Origin of the sequence: Aerococcus urinaehominis, from assembly GCF_001543245.1 — a bacterium.
In the GTDB taxonomy this organism is placed as follows: domain Bacteria; phylum Bacillota; class Bacilli; order Lactobacillales; family Aerococcaceae; genus Aerococcus; species Aerococcus urinaehominis.
Genome location: NZ_CP014163.1, coordinates 98,230 through 114,136 on the forward strand (window position 1 = coordinate 98,230; position 15,907 = coordinate 114,136).

Here is a 15,907-nt window from a genome sequence, read left to right on the forward strand (position 1 = left end):
CCATGTTAGCAGTTAGTCACTTAAGTAAGTCCTTTGGTTCAGTCCAGGCTGTTGATGATTTATCATTTACAGTTAAACCTGGAGAAATCATGGGTCTGATTGGTCAAAATGGATCGGGTAAAACCACGACCTTCCGGATGATTTTACAGTTACTTGTGCCTGACCAGGGTGAGGTGACTTGGCAGGGCCAGCAAATGTCCAGCCAGTTTTTTGACCAGCTAGGCTACCTGCCGGAAGAGCGGGGGCTGTACCCTAAATTAACAGTCGAAGAGCAGATTGTTTACTTTGCACAATTAAGGGGCATGGCTAAAGATGAGGTCTTAGCTGTCATTGACCAATGGTTGGCAGATTTTCAAGTTAAAGGCCAGCGTCAGGACAAGATACAAAGCCTGTCTAAGGGTAACCAGCAGAAAGTGCAGTTAATCACCACCTTGATCCACCAACCAAAATTGATTATTTTGGATGAACCTTTTTCTGGTTTAGACCCGGTTAATGCTGGCTTGTTAGAAGCTGGTGTCCAACGAGCTAGTCAGGCGGGGGCTGCTATTATCTTCTCCAGTCATAATATGGATAATGTTGGTAAACTTTGCGACCATCTAGTCATGCTGCAAAATGGTCAGACCCTCTTGCAGGGTGAATTACAGGCTATTCGCCAGCAATTTGGCCAAACCCGCCTCTTTGTCGAGACTGACTGGTCAGACCAGGATCTTTTAGCCCTCCCAGGGGTGAGCGCGGTTCACCATGAGAACAATGGTATGCAAAAGCTTATTTTAAGTGACCCAGACCAGGGACCAGCAATATTTAACCAGCTGAGCCAGGGCCACTATATCAAAACCTTTAGCCAGCAGCCGCCAAGTCTAGAAGAGATTTTTAAAATGAAAGCAGGTGAAAAGTCATGAACAAACTCCTAACCGTGGCCAAACATAGTTATCTGCAGACCATCAAGAGTGCGGGTTTTTGGTGGATGCTCTTAGCACCAGCCCTAATGATTGGCTTTGGTCTGCTGGTTGGTTGGTTATCTTATCAATTCTCCGATAGCCAGGCCCAGTCAGCCCCAACAGCCATAGTTAGCCAGGATGACCAGCTCATGGCTCAAATTTCCCAGCAAGCCAACCAGGACTTGATTACTTTCGCTTACCCCAACCAGGCTAGTGCAGATCAAGCCTTGGCTAATGGGGAAATATCTGGTGTGCTAGTTGTGACCCAAAATGAGGCAACTGGACAAATTGCTGGCCAATTGACCACAGTCAAAGAAGAGCTGGACCAGCAAGTCACCATAGACCTGCTCCGTTCCCGCTTGAGCCAACTGCAACTAGTTAACCAGGGGCAAAGAATGGGCTTAACAGCTGACGACCTAGGTCAGCTAGTCCAGGAACCGACCATTTCAGTCCAAGCCATTAGTGTTGAAGATGGCCAAATCATTGAGGAAGCAGATGGTGGCGCCAATGTCGTTGATATTCTAGCTGCCATGGTTGTACCTGTCGCTATTTTTGTCATTGTGGTTTACTATAGCACTACTGTAGCAACTGAAATTGCTAGCGAAAAAGGGACCCGTATTATGGAGGTAATCGCCTCAGCTATGCCAGCCCAGGTTAACTTTTGGGGTAAATTACTGGGTAGTTTGGGCTTGGTAGCTAGCCAGCTAGGTATTTATTTATTGCTAGCTGCTATTGCTTTTTATTTTGCGCGGCAGCAAGCTTTCTTCCAGGAAATATTAGCTTTCTTAGCTGATAATCATATATCGACTCGCCTCATGGTATACAGCGGCCTCTTTTTCGTCTTGGCCTTAGTCATGTATATCATTTTGGCAGCCTGCCTGGGCTCACTGGCCAGTAAGGTTGAGGATGCCCAGAAGGTTGCGCAACCAACCACCCTAATCGCTTTGGTGGGATTTTATCTGGGCTTCCTGATTGATACGCTGCCAGTCCAATTGGTTCAAGCGGCAGCCTATTTTCCATTATTTTCTGGCTTCATTATTCCTATACAAATTGCCAACGACCAAATTACCACTGGGCAAATTTGGCTTATTATTGTGATTAACATTGCCTTCATTGTTCTTTTGGCCTACTTGGGTCAAAACCTATATGCCGCTTCAATACTAGCTTACTCAGACAAGTCCCCCTGGCATAATCTCAAACGGGCATTAAGCATCAATCGTAGCAACCGCCAAGCCGGCCAAAATTTGGCAGATTAAGGGCGTAATATTTGTGTAAGCTTTTTCAGATGGTATAATTAAAAGGAAGAAAAGGAGTGATTGGAATGGCTTTATTTAATCAGAATGGTTCATTGTTGGACATCCTCTTTGGTAGTCAGGACCAAGGAGCAGGTAAAACCTTAGCCAGCCAGGCTAATATTGACCAAGCTGACCTAGCAAAAATTGCGGCGGTTGGTTTACCTTTGTTACTATCAGCCCTTAACCGCAATAATCAAAGCAAGGAAGGTTTAGATAGTTTTACTGAGGCCTTGGGCAATCATAGAAATCAGGAAGCCCAGTCAGTGGAAGAACTCGCCCAAAAAGCTGACCCTAAGGATGGGGAAAAAATCTTAGGTCATGCCTTTAAGGACCAAGATTCAGTTGCTGACCGGTTAGCGCGCAGTCTCAATATGAATCCAAACACTGTAAAAATGGGACTAGCTATACTCGCACCGATGGTTTTAAAATATCTCGCTGACCGGCAATCTGGTCCTAGCATGGACCAAAGCCAGGTTGAACAGGATACCAAGTCGGCTGAAGATGAGCTGTTAGAAGCCATTAGAAAATATGCCAACAGCCAAAATAATCAGACTAGTCAGGGGCAAGCCAGTCAACCGACCCAAGCTGATCAAAATAATCAGGCGCCAGCGACCAATCAGGATGGTGGCCTAGGTGGTATTATTGGCGATGTCTTAGACCGTTTACAAAATAATCAAGCCAGCGCTCAACCTGACCAAACCCAAGCATCTAATCAAGAGGAAGATCGCGGCGGCCTAGTTGGCCAAATTATTCGCTCGTTCTTTTAGAAATTGTCCTGGTATATAGCAAAAATGCCTAACTCAGTTCATTTTGAGTTAGGCATTTTTGATGCTTTTAATCAGCTTTGCAAACTAATCTATTAGTAAACGAGGCTAATCACGATGGCTGATGCGGCGACGACACCGGTCCAGCATAAACCGCCCATAATCACAGGTTTAATCCCTGCCGCTTGAATCTGTTTAATATGAACACCCAATCCAATAGTTACCAGGGCTAGGGTCATAAAGAGTTTAGAAACTGTTGAAATTTGAGCTGTCAGGGCTGCTGGTAGTTGGAAAATAGAAGCGATAATTACCGCTACAACAAATAAAACGACAAACAAGGGTATAAGACCGACGATATCACGCCAATTAACCCCGGCTGATTGCTGCTTGCTGGTGGCTTGTTGGTCTTGTAATTGTTTAAAACGGTAGCCAATGACACCTAGACTAACGGGCACAATGAAGAGGGTGCGAACTAGTTTAACAACTGTAGCTACTTGACCAGAAGTATCTGACCACTCAAAGGCAGTAGCAACTACTGAAGCGGTATCATTAACAGCTGCACCGGCTAGAACCCCGTAAAGTTGGTCAGTATAACCAAGTGCCCGGCCCACTAGGGGTAAAAATAGTAGGGCAGCCATGGAGTAAATCAACATGGTCGTCACTGATACGGCAATGTCCTCATCCTCTGCTTCCATGATGGGGGCGGTAGCCATAATGGCTGATCCCCCACAAATAGCGGTACCAATACCGATTAAAAGGGCCAATTTATCACCTAATTTAAAGTAACGGTTGACTAAAACAGCCACGGAAATTGACGTGATGACCTCGGCGGCCAGGACGAGTAGGACAGTGAAGCCCACTTCACCAACCAAGCGCATGGATAAAGTTAGGCCAAGTAGGACAATACCGGTTTTAAGGAAATAGGAAGCGACAAAGCCAGTCACCCCTTTATCTAATTTTTCGTAGAAGGGGGTGTGGCGGACAATAGCCCCGATTAATATGGCTGATATAGAAGGGCCAATTAAAGGAAAGGCTGCCCCAATGGTTAAAGCTAAGTAACAGGAAATTAATAGAAAAATAATGGTTAAAAATGCGACCAAAATAATACCTCCTAGAATTTAATACTATTGTATTCTACTACAAGATAATAAAATTTTGGAAAAAATTTAAAAAAATCATAATAGGGGTCCCAGAATTAAAAAAAGCAACCAGATTTGGTTGCTTTTATTAGTTGGGGATAGACTTAAGAACTTAGGCCGCCCATTGGATAAAACCATAGATGACAAATATATTAATAAAATCAATAAAGAGGGTGCCGACAATTGAAACAGCCAAAAAGGCTAAGGGACTTGGACCGTATTCATGGGTAATTTGGCGCATACAGGCCATGGCATTAGACGAAGACCCCATACCGAAGCCTAGGAAACCAGCGGTCATTACGGCAGCGTCATAATTTTGTCCCATAACCTTGAAGACAATAAAGCGGGCAAATAGAATAGTGGCCAGAGCTTCTAGTGCAATGATTGCCATCATTGGTAGCGCCATATCGATAATGGTCCACAGCTCCAGACTAATCATGGTTAAGGAAAGGAATAAATTGAGAGAAATATCTGATGTCACTGCGACCGCCTGGTCATCAACGATTGGATCAGGTCGCGCATCGGATATATTACGAACAACAGCAGCGACAATCATGGGACCGATGTAAACTGGAAAGCTAATACCATCCACAAAGTGACTAACGCTAGCATTGATTATTTGTGTCAGATAGGAGCCGGCAAAAATAACTAGGAAAATCAGATAAACCATGAGGGCAATCCGCTGACCGGTTAAAGGTTTTTTACGCCCTTGGCGGGGGTGGTTGCCCATGGTCATGGCAGAAGATCGGTCGTTAGCTGCTGATAAGTCATATTTTTTAACAGCAGCTGCCGCAACTGGTCCGCCGGAAATCGAACCTAAAACAATTCCCAGGGTAGCAGCGATGACGCCAACCGAACTAGCATTTGTATAGCCTAATTCTGCAATAGAAGGGGAAACAGCAGCTGCTGTACCGGGACCACCAACTAGGGCGGGCGATCCTAGCAAGAGGGCCACGGGACCAGGAATATTAAAGAACTTGCTTAAAATTAAAGCTAATATATTTTGAACAAAAATCGCTAAGACGGCTAATAAAAGGAAGCGTCCTACTACTTGTTTGGCCCGAGACAGTGCCTTTAGACTGGCATCAAAACCAATTGTTGTAAAATAGATGACCATGAAAAACATAGTCAGTGACGTATCTAATTCGATAGTGACTAGGCCGGTTAGGCGCAGAACCATGTTAACCAGGGCAAAAGCCAAGCCGCCGACAATCGCTGGTGGCAGGGAGTATTCCTCCAGTTTGGAAATATTGCTGGTCAACCACTTGCCGACCAACAAGCTAATAATCGCTAGCCCGATAGTTTGGACTAGATTGAGTGTAATATGCATGAGACGATTTCCTCCAAGGTAATATCTTTTCTATATAAAATAACATAAGGATGGGTATATGTTATAAAAAATGATTAACGATGATATATTTAATAACTTTTATAACCAGAGATAGCATATAATTTTTAAAATGACATAACTTTTGTTAAAGTTAAGCTAAAGATAGCCTATAATTATTAAAAGGATGTGGCCAAAATGTGGCGAAAGTTTGAAACTAACCACCCTTTCCTAGCTAGTATGGTAATGGTTTTTATTGGCTATTGCATTGGTTGGTTACTAATCTCCCTATTTAAGCAGGAATTTGACATCACTAGCTTTAATGTCAACTTGCTTATCAATTTGTTGGTCTTTAACTTATTAATCCAAGCCTACCGACTAGGTAAGCTGTCCGCGCTAGTTGCTTGGTTTTTAGCCTTAGGATTTATTGTAATCAATTTCATCCTGGCGTTAGCATTAGGCTAGCTATTAATTTGTCATCTTAATAATATTTAATCTCTCAAGGAGGATACCATGACCCTAATTAATCATTTAAGTGAACTGATTGGCAAAACGCCGCTCTATAAATTACCAAATCCTGATTCTGAATATATGGCAGATGTCTATGTAAAGTTAGAAATGTTTAATATTGGTGGCTCCGTTAAAGACCGGATTGCCCTTAATATGATTGAAGCGGCAGAAAAGCGAGGAGATCTCAAACCGGGTATGACCCTGGTAGAAGCAACTTCGGGTAATACTGGGATTGGTATTGCTATGGTAGGTGCCTGGAAGGGCTACCAGGTCATAATTGTGATGCCAGAAAATGCTTCAGAAGAGCGGAAACAATTGGTAAGGGCCTATGGCGGACAAGTGGTTGAAAGTCCTAGTGAGGAAGGAACTATTGGGGCAAGAGAACTCTCCTTTAAGTTATTAGCAGACCATCCGGATGACTATATATCCCTCATTCAGCATGATAATTTTGATAACCCAGCCGTTCATTACCAAACAACAGGACCAGAAATTGTAGCTGATCTAGGCCGCGTGCCGGATGCCTTTGTTGCTGGGGTAGGTACTTCAGGCACTATTTCAGGGGTTGGTAAATATTTAAAAGAACAGAGTAATGAGGTGCGAATTGTCCTATTAGAAGCCCTTAATTCAGCTGTTATTTCTGGTCAAAAGGAACCTGGCCAAAATAAGATTGCTGGGATGGGAGCTGGTTTTGTACCGAAAATTCTTAACCGCCAAGCTTATGACGATATTAAGGTGATTTCTAACGACCAAGCCTACCAAATGACCAGAGATTTAGCCAAACAAGGTTTATTATTGGGCGCATCTTCAGGTGCTAATATCTACGGCGCTTTAGAAGTAGCTCGCGAACTAGGCCCAGGTAAAATTGTTGTTACGACAGCAGCCGACAATGGTGAACGCTATTTATCAACAGATTTGTTTAATTAAAAAGAACAGGGTGTGCGGGCTGGCGCTTAGAACTGAATCCTTGGAATAAAAGACAACCAATATCGCAGATATTGGGTCGGATTTTATGAAAGGACCTCAGTTCTGCCAGTCCGAACCCGACTAAGCAGGGTGTGCGGGCTGGTGCCATTCCTGCCGAGTCGAACCCAACTATGCTACTAACATTCATATAATGGTGAGAGCCTGGGACTTATGTCCCAGGCTCTTTTAAATCCGAACGTTTAAAAATATTTATGAAAAAATGTTTGCAATTTTTCAAAAAGATGGTAGACTCTTGTTATTAACTTTAGAGCATTTTAGCTATTAAGAATAATTAACACAAAGGAGATTTATATGTCTGAAAATAAACGACCTGATTATATAAGCGTGGCTGCGGATGAAAGTCTACCAGCTAGCCAAGCAGGGATTTTAGCTTTGGCTCACGTTTTAGTAATGAATGTATTTGTTGTTGCGGTTTTAATAGCCGGAGCTTTAGGTCTATCTGATGTTGAGGGAACCCAGCTGATCCAATCGTCTTTTTTAGGTGCTGGGATTGCTACTCTGATTCAAGTGCTCTTTTTCCTTAGACTACCCGTCGCTCAAGGGGCATCATTCGTACCGCTAGGCGCTGTTATTGGTATCTATGTTGGCACAGGTTCATTTAGTGCTGTGATGGGGGCTAGCCTAGTAGCCAGTTTGGCCGTTTTTGCTTTAGGATTGTCAGGGCTTTATAAGCATGTCATTAGAGCTCTGATTCCTAACCTGGTATCAGGCATCATAATTATGGTAATTGGCCTAGCACTAATGCCTACTGCCTTTAATTCCAATATTTTTATCAGCAATGACCAGCTAAGTATAGGTCAAAATATTGGCCTAGCGGGACTAACCGTCTTGGTCTTAGTAGCTACCACCTTAATTGGTCAATATGTGAAATCACTTAACCGTCCGATGCAGTATACCTCCGTAATCATTGCATTAGCGGTAGGGACCTTAGCAGCTCAGTTAATGGGAGGTATCGACTGGTCAGCTGTTGCGAGTGCACCTTGGATTTCTATGCCTTTGTTTGCTTTTATCGATTACAAACTAAGTTTTGATCCGGCATCTATTGCGACGATGTTAATTATTTTTATGGTGGTTTTAGCTGAAACAACAGGGACTTGGTATGCCATTGCCTCGGTATCAGGTGAAGCAATTGATGACAACCGTATTAATCGCGGTGTGATTGGTGAAGGTATATCTAATTTTATCAATAGCTTAGTCGGGGCCACACCAACAGCTTCTTTCTCATCAAATGCAGGTATTATTGCGATTACTGGGGTAGCTTCTAGACAGGTCTTTGTGGGTGTTGGTATTTTATTTATTATTTTGGCCTTCTTTGGCAAGTTATCAGCGTTGATCAATATTATTCCTACGGCAGTCATTGGTGGGATCTTTGCCATGGTCGCCTTCCAAATTTTCATGGCGGGTCTTAATCTAGTTCATCCACACTTATCTGATACCCGCAACCAATATGTGGTCGGTATGTCGATTTTAGTGACGCTGGGAGTTGTCTTATTACCAGCAGACATCATTGCTCAAACACCAAATCTGGTTCAGTACTTCCTCAATTCACCAATTGCTATGGGTGCATTAACAGCAATGCTTGCTAACCAAATTTTCCCTCAAGTTAAAAATTAACCGACTTTACTGAGTTGAGCCAAGATGCTCAACTCTTTTTTTATATAAATATTAAATTAGAAAGCCTCCTTAAAAACCTAATAAGCATTATTTCAAACATAAATCATAAAAAGGGTGTATGATTGTACTAAGGAGATGTTTATATGAGTAAAGTAACTGCAGAAAATATCATAGGTTGCTGGGAACTTGTCAGCTACCAAAGTGAAAATGAAGCAGGAGAAACAATATACCCCTTGGGCCAAGATGCTCAGGGCTATATTATGTATACGCCCGACGGCTATATGTCCGCCCAATTAATGGCTCCAGGACGACCGGCTTATGCCTCTGGAGACCTACATCGCGGTAGCCAGGATGAAATGGCACAGGCCGCAGCAGGCTATATGGCTTATACCGGTCCTTATGACATTGATGAAGACAAGCAGGAGCTAACCCACCATATGACGCTGTCTATGAACCCAACTTGGTTAGGCCAGTCACAACCACGTGTGGTGAGTCTAGAAGGAGACCTTTTGAAAATTTATAACGGCTTGAAACCAGCTGACCAATTAGTTTGGCGGCGGGCAGGCCAACACGATGTAAAGGAGGACAAGTAATGAGTAGAACAGTTATTGTAACCGGCGGCGGGCAAGGGATTGGATTTGCTATCGCTGAAAAATTTGTTGCTGAGGGAGACTGGGTAGCAATTGTCGACCTTAAGGAAGAAATTGCCCAAGCAGCTGCAGAAAGACTAGGCCGAGCAAAGGCTTATGTTTGCGATGTAACAGATGAAGACCAGGTTAAGGCGACTATCCAGGCCATCCTAAATGACCGACCAAGTATAGATGTTTTGGTAAACAATGCGGGTATGCAATATATTGCCCCAGTTACAGATTTCCCTTATGCAAAATTCCAGCAAGTCGTCAATGTTATTCTGGGTGGCACCTTCCTAATGACGAAGTATAGCCTGCCTAGCATGATTGATCAGAAAAAAGGGCGTATTATTACGATTTCTTCCGGCCATGGCCGGCGACCCGACAAGTACAAGTCTGCCTATGTCGCTGCCAAGCATGCCCAGATCGGCTTTACCAATACTGTAGCTATGGAATATGCAAGTGAGGGTATTACAGCTAATTGTGTCCTACCTGGTCCGACCCGGACACAATTAATTGAAAACCAGCTTGCTGATCTAGCCCACCAGGACGGCACCAGTGAAGAAGAAGCACTACAAACGCATATCCTTGGTAACCAGTGGCTAGGACGATTATTAGAGCCAGCTGAATTAGCTGCCTCAGTTTATTTTTTAGCCTCTGATCAAGCAGGGGCTATTACTGGAGAAGCCCTAGGCGTAACCGGAGGAGAATAAAAAAAGCAAGTAGTATAAGTTGCTATCGCGACTTTACTACTTGCTTTTTTATTAAGTAAAACATTATTGATTGCTATTATAATATTCATCCTGATAAGCCTGGCCTAAATAATCTTGTTTTTGCGCAGCTGCTTGTTGGGAATGTTTAACTTCAATCAATTTATCCCGGTTAAACTGTGCCTCATCTTTATGCTTTTTATCGGGCTGCTTGTTATAAATATGGATGTTATGAATCAACTTAATGATGGGACGCATCACAAAACTAAAGCCGCCGATTAAGTAAAGACTATTGCCATAAATAGCAGGAGCACCAACAAAGTTACAGATGGAGCCAATAAAGTAAAGGGCACCGGTAATAATGTCATTGACTAAGGAGATAATGGTGTAGGTATTTTGAAAATACAGACGTAGTGGGCCGATTTTCATAATAATATCCTGCTCTGTTGCCGGTTCTTCCTGGTAGCGACGTGATTTAACTTTAACCAATACAGTCATCCTTTCATTTATTATCTAGTCTAGCACATTCTTTATCCTAAGGCTGAAGATGCAATTGACCCAGCGCCTTTTATTTTATAAGATGAAGAGGTTGTATTTAAAATTTTATTGAAAGAAGGTTAGCAATGTTTAAAAAAATTAACCAGGTCCCAGCGGGTATGTTTTTAATTCCAATGGTGGTCTCTTTAATTTTAGTTTCGATTTTTCCTAATATGTATGATGTTTTTGGTGGCACCACCCAAGAAACCTTTCAAAAGGGAACGTCGGTAGTTATTGGGCTCCTAGTCTTTGCGGCCGGTACCAGCTTAGATATCAAGCAAATTGGCCCCTTACTCAAGCGCCACCTACCCATGATTATCTTTAAGCTCGTCCTATCTACCCTTTATGTCATGATTTATTATTGGTTATTTGGCCTGGATGGGATTGCTGGTATCAGTCTTTTATCATTTGCTTGCGTCATTTATTCGCTAAATCCGGCGGTAGCGCTAGCTATTCATTCAACATATGGCGACAAGCAATTTGGAGCGGTTTATGGGATTTTCGGTATCTTAGGCATGTCATTTACACCACTAAGTTTACTCAGTTTATTGACTGCTGATGGTGGTGCTGGCGGTATCGATTGGAATCCAATTATCTCTATTTTTATTCCTTTGTTTGCCGGTATGGCTTTAGGTAATCTGGATACGGATTTTGCGGATTTCTTTATGCCAATGATTGGTCGACTCTTACCATTTCTAGGTTGGAACTTAGGAGCTGGTATGAACATTGGTGAAGCCCTACAATCAGGCTTGGCCGGTCTCCTCATGTCAGGCTTGTTTATGGTGCTTATGCTACCGCTAATTCCATTTGACAAGTATGTGACCAAGCAAAACGCTGGTGTAGATGGTGCTGCTATCTGGAATGTAGCGGGGATGTCAGTAGCTAATCCTGCTGTTATTGGCGCAGCGCTACCTGCACTATTTGCAGACCAAGTTAATGCTGCGACCGCTATTGTCATGATGGTATGTATTATTACATCTATCATATCCCCAATTGTCGCACAAAGACTCTACACAAAGGCTTATGGCGAAAATGCATAAGAAAAAAACTGGAAGGCATTCTTCCAGTTTTTTTAATCTAGCTGATAAAGGTTAGGAGCAATTTTTTCTAGTTTTAATTGAGAAAATTGCTGGTTAACTAGATCATCAGGCAAAATTAGATAATCTGCTGTTGCCCCTAATTGGGGAATTTGGTCAACTTGGTCAACAATCTGAATATTGGGCTGGTAGAGCCGGTATTTGAGATAGTAGCTAACAAAAGAATTATTTTCAAGCAAATCAGGGTCGAGGTAGAAAATATAACTTGCTGAAGGTGCTTGGCTAGTTAATTTATTGGCGGGTAAAAACTGGAGCTGTTTTTCAAGGACCAGATTTTCCTGACTTTCTGCTTGCGGATTAAAGAAGTTTTTGTAGTCGTTAGATCGTTGGCTAAATAAAAATCCTAGTGTTAAAGCAATTAGGGGAAGTGCCAAAAATTTTCTATACCTAAATTTGGTTTGCAAGTCTAGATAGCTAATATATTGATAGCAGCATAATCCAAGTAAGACACTGGCGTAAATTCTAATGGTTTCCATGTAACGGCCAAAACCAGCTAATTTAAGTGCTTCGTCTAGGGGCATTTGATAGATATACATGACTAGCACACTAAGGCTGTAGGCGAAAACTAGCAAGGCGATTAGGCTAATTTTTTTTAGTATAGAGATACTAGATTTTACGTGTTTAATCTTTAGTAAGCCGATGCAGATAACTACAATCACTAGGGCTAGCAATAAAGGCTTGCTAAATTTTAAATATTTGCAGGATGCTAGGATAAACTCACTCATAATCGTTTTAATCTGGGCTGGCGCTTTTAACTGCGCCTGACTGGCGGCAAATTTACCCAAGCGATCGGCAGGGAAATTGCTGGTGACGTAGCTTTGCCAAGCCCAACTAGTAATCAGCGGTGTTAATAGTGGAAGGTAGGCCAGCCCAGATTTATGATGGTTGGAGCGATACAAGCGGTAGCAATAATAGGCTGCCATGACGGCCCAAAAAAAGATAGCAGACGACTTAGTTAGTATGAGGACAAAGCTAATTAAGCCAAATAGACCACCAATTAGGCGAGGTTTAAATTGATGATCAAAAGCATATTTAAGAACTAACAGGCCTGCAATACCGTAGGCAGCCACCAGGTCATCTACTAAGAGTACATTGATATGTCTAACACCGATTAAACCAACCAGAAAAATAGCTAGTAAACTTAAATCTACTAGGAAAGAGCTCAGGGAAGGTTGAGCGATTAGTCTCTTATGTTCGCGTAGAGAGAAGATAGTGGTCCAAGCCCCTAAGCGGAGGATAAATTGCCCATAAATGGCCATGCCCTCAGTCATTTGACTGGTTTTTGTAAAGTAATAGAGAAATGTAGCTGCAGCTGGCGGATAATTGGCAAATTCAGTGAAACTATTGGCTGCAGTTGGCCAGTGGTCAAATAGTAAAAGGGTTTTTAATATTAACGCCCAGTGTGAGAAATTATCGTAATGGATAAGTGTCTTATCTTTTAAGATAAAGTAATAAACAATAGCTATAAATGAAACTAGCCAAACTGGCCACTGGTCCCAATAAAATTTCTTTTGTCTTAGCTGAGTATTTTTAAAATAAGGAAAGATATAGTAGAATAGAGTGTATATGAATAAGGCCAGCCCAACCAGCTTGGCGACAATTAGGGCCGGAGCGAGAAGACCGAGAAAGCCAGCCAATAAAAAGTAGGCATTAAGTGCCATTAGGCTAATAAAGGGTGCCAATGACCAACTCAGTTTTAGCCAATGTGATAAACAAAACATTAATGCAAGTAAGGTTATGAAAAAAATAAACATGCTAGCGCTCCTAAATCTATGATTTAGTTAACTTACCATACTAGTTGACCACCCGCAAGCTAACGTTTTTAATGAATTTAAAGTGAGGTAGACGATGACTGTTTCTGATATTGCTATTATTATTCCTTCCTTGGAACCTGACCAGGCCTTATTAGACTTATTGGCCCATATTCGCTCAAAAGAAACGAGTAAAGAGGAGATTATTTTAATCAATGATGGTTCAGATAATAGCTATGACCATATTTTCCAACAGGCTGTTGCTGACTACCAGGTGCATTTGATTGAACATGAGGTCAATTACGGGAAAGGTCGGGGGCTAAAGAATGCCTTTAAGTATATTCTAAATGAATTAACCCAGGTTGAATGGGCGGTGACCATCGACTCTGATGGCCAGCACACCTATCCAGACATGCAAGCTTGTATTAATGAGGCCCGCCAACATCCTGAGGCAATTATTTTTGGCTCGCGAGATTTCCAAAATGAAGTCCCTTTAAAAAGTAAATTCGGTAATATTATGACCTCTAAGGTATTGGCAGCAACCTCTGGTATGAACTTGCGCGACACACAGACTGGTTTACGGGTTATTCCGCGGGCCTATCTTTCTGATTTACTAAAAGTTGAAGGGGACCGCTTTGAATATGAAATGAATATGATTCTTTATGCCCACGATCACAATGTAAAAATTATAGAAGTGCCCATTGCTACTATTTATTATGATGAAAATGCCGGCACGCATTTTAATCCCATTAGTGATTCAATTAAAATTTATGCCACCTTTTTGCGTTATGGCTTTTCGTCAATCCTGTCCTTCCTCGTTGATATCGGCCTTTTTACCTTGATCTTGTCTTTTTTAAATGGTCAGAATTTTAAACAAATCACTATTGCTACTGTATTAGCTAGATTAATCTCCTCGTTAACTAACTTTTTGTTGAACCGTTATTTTGTCTTTAAATCCGGTACTAAATCGAGTATTGCTAAATACTTTAGCCTGGTAGTTGTGCAGATGTTACTATCAAGTATTTTAGTAACCTGGGCCAATCAATGGCTAATCAGCTGGGATACCAGCTGGGTTAAGGTGGCTATTGATACCCTCCTATTCATTATCAGTTTTTTGATTCAAAGAAAACTAGTTTTTTAATCTAACCTATATAAAAAGCAACCATATCCGTTTGACTTTAAAACATTTTGTCAAACGGATATGGTTGCTTTTATTGTTTAAATATAAATACTTTACTGAAGATATAATTTAAAATAACGACAGCAATCTGGCTAATGAATTTACCAAATAATTCTGATAAACCTAACCAAGTCAGACAGATGATGATTAAATTATCTGCGACTAAAGAAGCAAGACGGAAGAAGATGAAGCTAGCTAATTCTTTACTCACAACTGGCCAAGACCAAGAGCTAGAAGAAAAGACCCAGATTTTATTGGTGACAAAGGCAAATATTACCGACAGCAACCAAGCCAAACTGTTGGCCACTAATAAGGACAGCCAGGAACGTAAGATGGTAAAGCTGAGGATATTGACTAAAGTAGTCAACAGTCCAAAAATCAGATAAGCTAAGACTTCCCGGTTGGTAAATTTTTTAATAAGTTGTCGGAGTTGATCTTTCATTTTAGTCCTCTTCTTTGAACGATGTAACCAAGATATCCGCTTCGGTTTCTTTCACAATATAAATCGGACGGTGTTTAGTCTCTAAGAAAATTTTGCCGATATACTTACCGATAATACCTAAACACAAGAGCTGGATACCGCCAATAAATAAGATGACAGTCATCATTGATGGCCAACCTTGGACAGGATCGGCGAAAATCAGGGTGCGGATAATAATAAATAAACCCGCTAGTAGGGAAAATAAGAACATTAAGGCGCCGATTATCGCAGCCAGGGTGAGGGGAAAATCGGAAAAGTTGATGATGGCTTCGATTGAATAGGAGAAGAGGCTCCAAAAAGACCAACTGGTTTCCCCGGCTACCCGGTCGCGGTTTTCAAAGCTCAGGTACTTGGTCTTAAAGCCTACCCAGGCAAAGATGCCCTTAGAAAAACGGTTGTACTCTGTCATTTCTAGAACCGCATCAACCATCTGCCGGGTCATTAGTCGGTAGTCGCGCACGCCATCAACAAAATGGGTGTCAGAAATTTTATTGATGCCCCAGTAAAAGGCCTTGGCAAATAGGCTACGAATGGGGGGCTCACCGGTCCGTGTGGTCCGTCTCGTACCCACACAATCTAATTCAGGATCTTGTTTTAAGCAGGCGATCATCTCTGGCAGGAGTTCTGGCGGGTCTTGGAGGTCAACATCCATAAGGGTGACTAGGTCGCCTCGGGCAGCCTGGAGGCCCGCATAGATACCTGCTTCCTTACCAAAATTACGGGAAAAGGAGATGTAGCGCACTTGGGGGTCTAATTTGGCCAATTGACGCATCTGGGTAAGGGATTGGTCGCTAGAGCCATCATTTACGAATATATATTCAAATTGATGCTGGCAGGCTGGTTTAACTGCTTCCATGGCCTGGTAAAACAGGGGGATGGCCGCCTCCTCATTGTAGCAGGGGACGATTATCGAAATCATAGCTAGGCTCCTATCTGATATCAATCTGCTTA

General features: G+C 42.2%; 16 protein-coding genes. 10 read left to right on the forward strand and 6 right to left on the reverse strand.

Going from position 1 to position 15,907, the window contains the following annotated elements; genetic code table 11:
* Positions 1 to 2 precede the first annotated feature (2 nt).
* The 3 genes from AWM75_RS00490 to AWM75_RS00500 all read left to right on the forward strand — a co-directional run bounded on the left by AWM75_RS00490 (position 3) and on the right by AWM75_RS00500 (position 3,000).
* Positions 3 to 899, forward strand: a complete 897-nt coding sequence (locus tag AWM75_RS00490) for an ABC transporter ATP-binding protein (protein ID WP_067977219.1) — start codon at positions 3 to 5, stop codon at positions 897 to 899.
* Positions 896 to 2,194: an ABC transporter permease gene (locus tag AWM75_RS00495; RefSeq protein ID WP_067977220.1), complete on the forward strand. Its 1,299-nt coding sequence runs from the start codon at positions 896 to 898 to the stop codon at positions 2,192 to 2,194. Before AWM75_RS00490 ends, AWM75_RS00495 begins: the two co-directional genes overlap by 4 nt.
* Before the next feature lie 65 nt (positions 2,195 to 2,259).
* Positions 2,260 to 3,000, forward strand: a complete 741-nt coding sequence (locus AWM75_RS00500) for a DUF937 domain-containing protein (protein ID WP_067977221.1) — start codon at positions 2,260 to 2,262, stop codon at positions 2,998 to 3,000.
* 92 nt (positions 3,001 to 3,092) lie between these two features.
* On the opposite strand, the gene AWM75_RS00505 is transcribed toward AWM75_RS00500, so the two are convergent.
* Positions 3,093 to 4,097, reverse strand: coding sequence for a YeiH family protein (locus AWM75_RS00505; protein WP_067977222.1), 1,005 nt, complete (start codon positions 4,095 to 4,097; stop codon positions 3,093 to 3,095).
* Between the two features lie 151 nt (positions 4,098 to 4,248).
* A complete protein-coding gene (locus tag AWM75_RS00510; protein ID WP_067977223.1) occupies positions 4,249 to 5,466 on the reverse strand; it encodes a sodium/glutamate symporter in 1,218 nt (405 codons plus the stop codon).
* Positions 5,467 to 5,703: 237 nt separating this feature from the next.
* Here AWM75_RS00510 and AWM75_RS00515 point away from each other — a divergent pair, with 237 nt between their 5' ends.
* The 5 genes from AWM75_RS00515 (at position 5,704) to AWM75_RS00535 (ending at position 9,913) form a co-directional block, all read left to right on the forward strand.
* Entirely contained in the window at positions 5,704 to 5,928 is a 225-nt protein-coding gene (locus AWM75_RS00515) for a hypothetical protein (RefSeq protein ID WP_143236648.1), read from the forward strand.
* 48 nt (positions 5,929 to 5,976) lie between these two features.
* Entirely contained in the window at positions 5,977 to 6,897 is a 921-nt protein-coding gene (gene cysK, locus AWM75_RS00520; protein ID WP_067977225.1) for a cysteine synthase A, read from the forward strand.
* Positions 6,898 to 7,248: 351 nt separating this feature from the next.
* Positions 7,249 to 8,571, forward strand: coding sequence for a uracil-xanthine permease family protein (locus AWM75_RS00525; RefSeq protein WP_067977226.1), 1,323 nt, complete (start codon positions 7,249 to 7,251; stop codon positions 8,569 to 8,571).
* 143 nt (positions 8,572 to 8,714) lie between these two features.
* On the forward strand, positions 8,715 to 9,164 hold the full coding sequence (locus AWM75_RS00530; protein ID WP_067977227.1) for a lipocalin-like domain-containing protein: 450 nt from the start codon (positions 8,715 to 8,717) through the stop codon (positions 9,162 to 9,164).
* Entirely contained in the window at positions 9,164 to 9,913 is a 750-nt protein-coding gene (locus AWM75_RS00535; protein ID WP_067977228.1) for an SDR family NAD(P)-dependent oxidoreductase, read from the forward strand. The genes AWM75_RS00530 and AWM75_RS00535 overlap by 1 nt, the downstream gene beginning before the upstream one ends.
* Positions 9,914 to 9,976: 63 nt before the next feature.
* On the opposite strand, the gene AWM75_RS00540 is transcribed toward AWM75_RS00535, so the two are convergent.
* Positions 9,977 to 10,399, reverse strand: coding sequence for a YrhK family protein (locus tag AWM75_RS00540; protein WP_067977229.1), 423 nt, complete (start codon positions 10,397 to 10,399; stop codon positions 9,977 to 9,979).
* A gap of 134 nt (positions 10,400 to 10,533) precedes the next feature.
* On the opposite strand from AWM75_RS00540, the gene AWM75_RS00545 reads away from it, so the two are divergent.
* Entirely contained in the window at positions 10,534 to 11,487 is a 954-nt protein-coding gene (locus AWM75_RS00545; RefSeq protein ID WP_067977230.1) for a 2-keto-3-deoxygluconate permease, read from the forward strand.
* 32 nt (positions 11,488 to 11,519) lie between these two features.
* Here the strand turns inward: AWM75_RS00545 and AWM75_RS00550 are convergent, their stop codons facing one another.
* Positions 11,520 to 13,205, reverse strand: coding sequence for a hypothetical protein (locus AWM75_RS00550; RefSeq protein ID WP_143236647.1), 1,686 nt, complete (start codon positions 13,203 to 13,205; stop codon positions 11,520 to 11,522).
* Positions 13,206 to 13,392: 187 nt separating this feature from the next.
* Here AWM75_RS00550 and AWM75_RS00555 point away from each other — a divergent pair, with 187 nt between their 5' ends.
* A complete protein-coding gene (locus tag AWM75_RS00555) occupies positions 13,393 to 14,436 on the forward strand; it encodes a bifunctional glycosyltransferase family 2/GtrA family protein (RefSeq protein ID WP_067977232.1) in 1,044 nt (347 codons plus the stop codon).
* Positions 14,437 to 14,506: 70 nt separating this feature from the next.
* Here the strand turns inward: AWM75_RS00555 and AWM75_RS00560 are convergent, their stop codons facing one another.
* Both AWM75_RS00560 and AWM75_RS00565 read right to left on the reverse strand, forming a co-directional pair.
* The gene (locus AWM75_RS00560) at positions 14,507 to 14,917 is read right to left on the reverse strand and encodes a GtrA family protein (RefSeq protein WP_067977233.1); all 411 of its coding nucleotides are present in this window, start codon (positions 14,915 to 14,917) and stop codon (positions 14,507 to 14,509) included.
* Between the two features lies 1 nt (position 14,918).
* On the reverse strand, positions 14,919 to 15,875 hold the full coding sequence (locus tag AWM75_RS00565; RefSeq protein ID WP_067977234.1) for a glycosyltransferase family 2 protein: 957 nt from the start codon (positions 15,873 to 15,875) through the stop codon (positions 14,919 to 14,921).
* Positions 15,876 to 15,907 lie beyond the last annotated feature (32 nt).

Bases quoted from the DNA above. Each gene is read 5' to 3' on its own strand.
- AWM75_RS00530 (WP_067977227.1), top strand. From the start codon at position 8,715: ATGAGTAAAGTAACTGCAGAAAATATCATAGGTTGCTGGGAACTTGTC.
- AWM75_RS00535 (WP_067977228.1), top strand. From the start codon at position 9,164: ATGAGTAGAACAGTTATTGTAACCGGCGGCGGGCAAGGGATTGGATTT.
- AWM75_RS00545 (WP_067977230.1), top strand. From the start codon at position 10,534: ATGTTTAAAAAAATTAACCAGGTCCCAGCGGGTATGTTTTTAATTCCA.
- AWM75_RS00515 (WP_143236648.1), top strand. From the start codon at position 5,704: ATGGTAATGGTTTTTATTGGCTATTGCATTGGTTGGTTACTAATCTCC.
- cysK (WP_067977225.1), top strand. From the start codon at position 5,977: ATGACCCTAATTAATCATTTAAGTGAACTGATTGGCAAAACGCCGCTC.
- AWM75_RS00565 (WP_067977234.1), bottom strand. From the start codon at position 15,875: ATGATTTCGATAATCGTCCCCTGCTACAATGAGGAGGCGGCCATCCCC.
- AWM75_RS00555 (WP_067977232.1), top strand. From the start codon at position 13,393: ATGACTGTTTCTGATATTGCTATTATTATTCCTTCCTTGGAACCTGAC.
- AWM75_RS00490 (WP_067977219.1), top strand. From the start codon at position 3: ATGTTAGCAGTTAGTCACTTAAGTAAGTCCTTTGGTTCAGTCCAGGCT.
- AWM75_RS00560 (WP_067977233.1), bottom strand. From the start codon at position 14,917: ATGAAAGATCAACTCCGACAACTTATTAAAAAATTTACCAACCGGGAA.
- AWM75_RS00550 (WP_143236647.1), bottom strand. From the start codon at position 13,205: ATGGCACTTAATGCCTACTTTTTATTGGCTGGCTTTCTCGGTCTTCTC.
- AWM75_RS00500 (WP_067977221.1), top strand. From the start codon at position 2,260: ATGGCTTTATTTAATCAGAATGGTTCATTGTTGGACATCCTCTTTGGT.
- AWM75_RS00525 (WP_067977226.1), top strand. From the start codon at position 7,249: ATGTCTGAAAATAAACGACCTGATTATATAAGCGTGGCTGCGGATGAA.
- AWM75_RS00495 (WP_067977220.1), top strand. From the start codon at position 896: ATGAACAAACTCCTAACCGTGGCCAAACATAGTTATCTGCAGACCATC.
- AWM75_RS00510 (WP_067977223.1), bottom strand. From the start codon at position 5,466: ATGCATATTACACTCAATCTAGTCCAAACTATCGGGCTAGCGATTATT.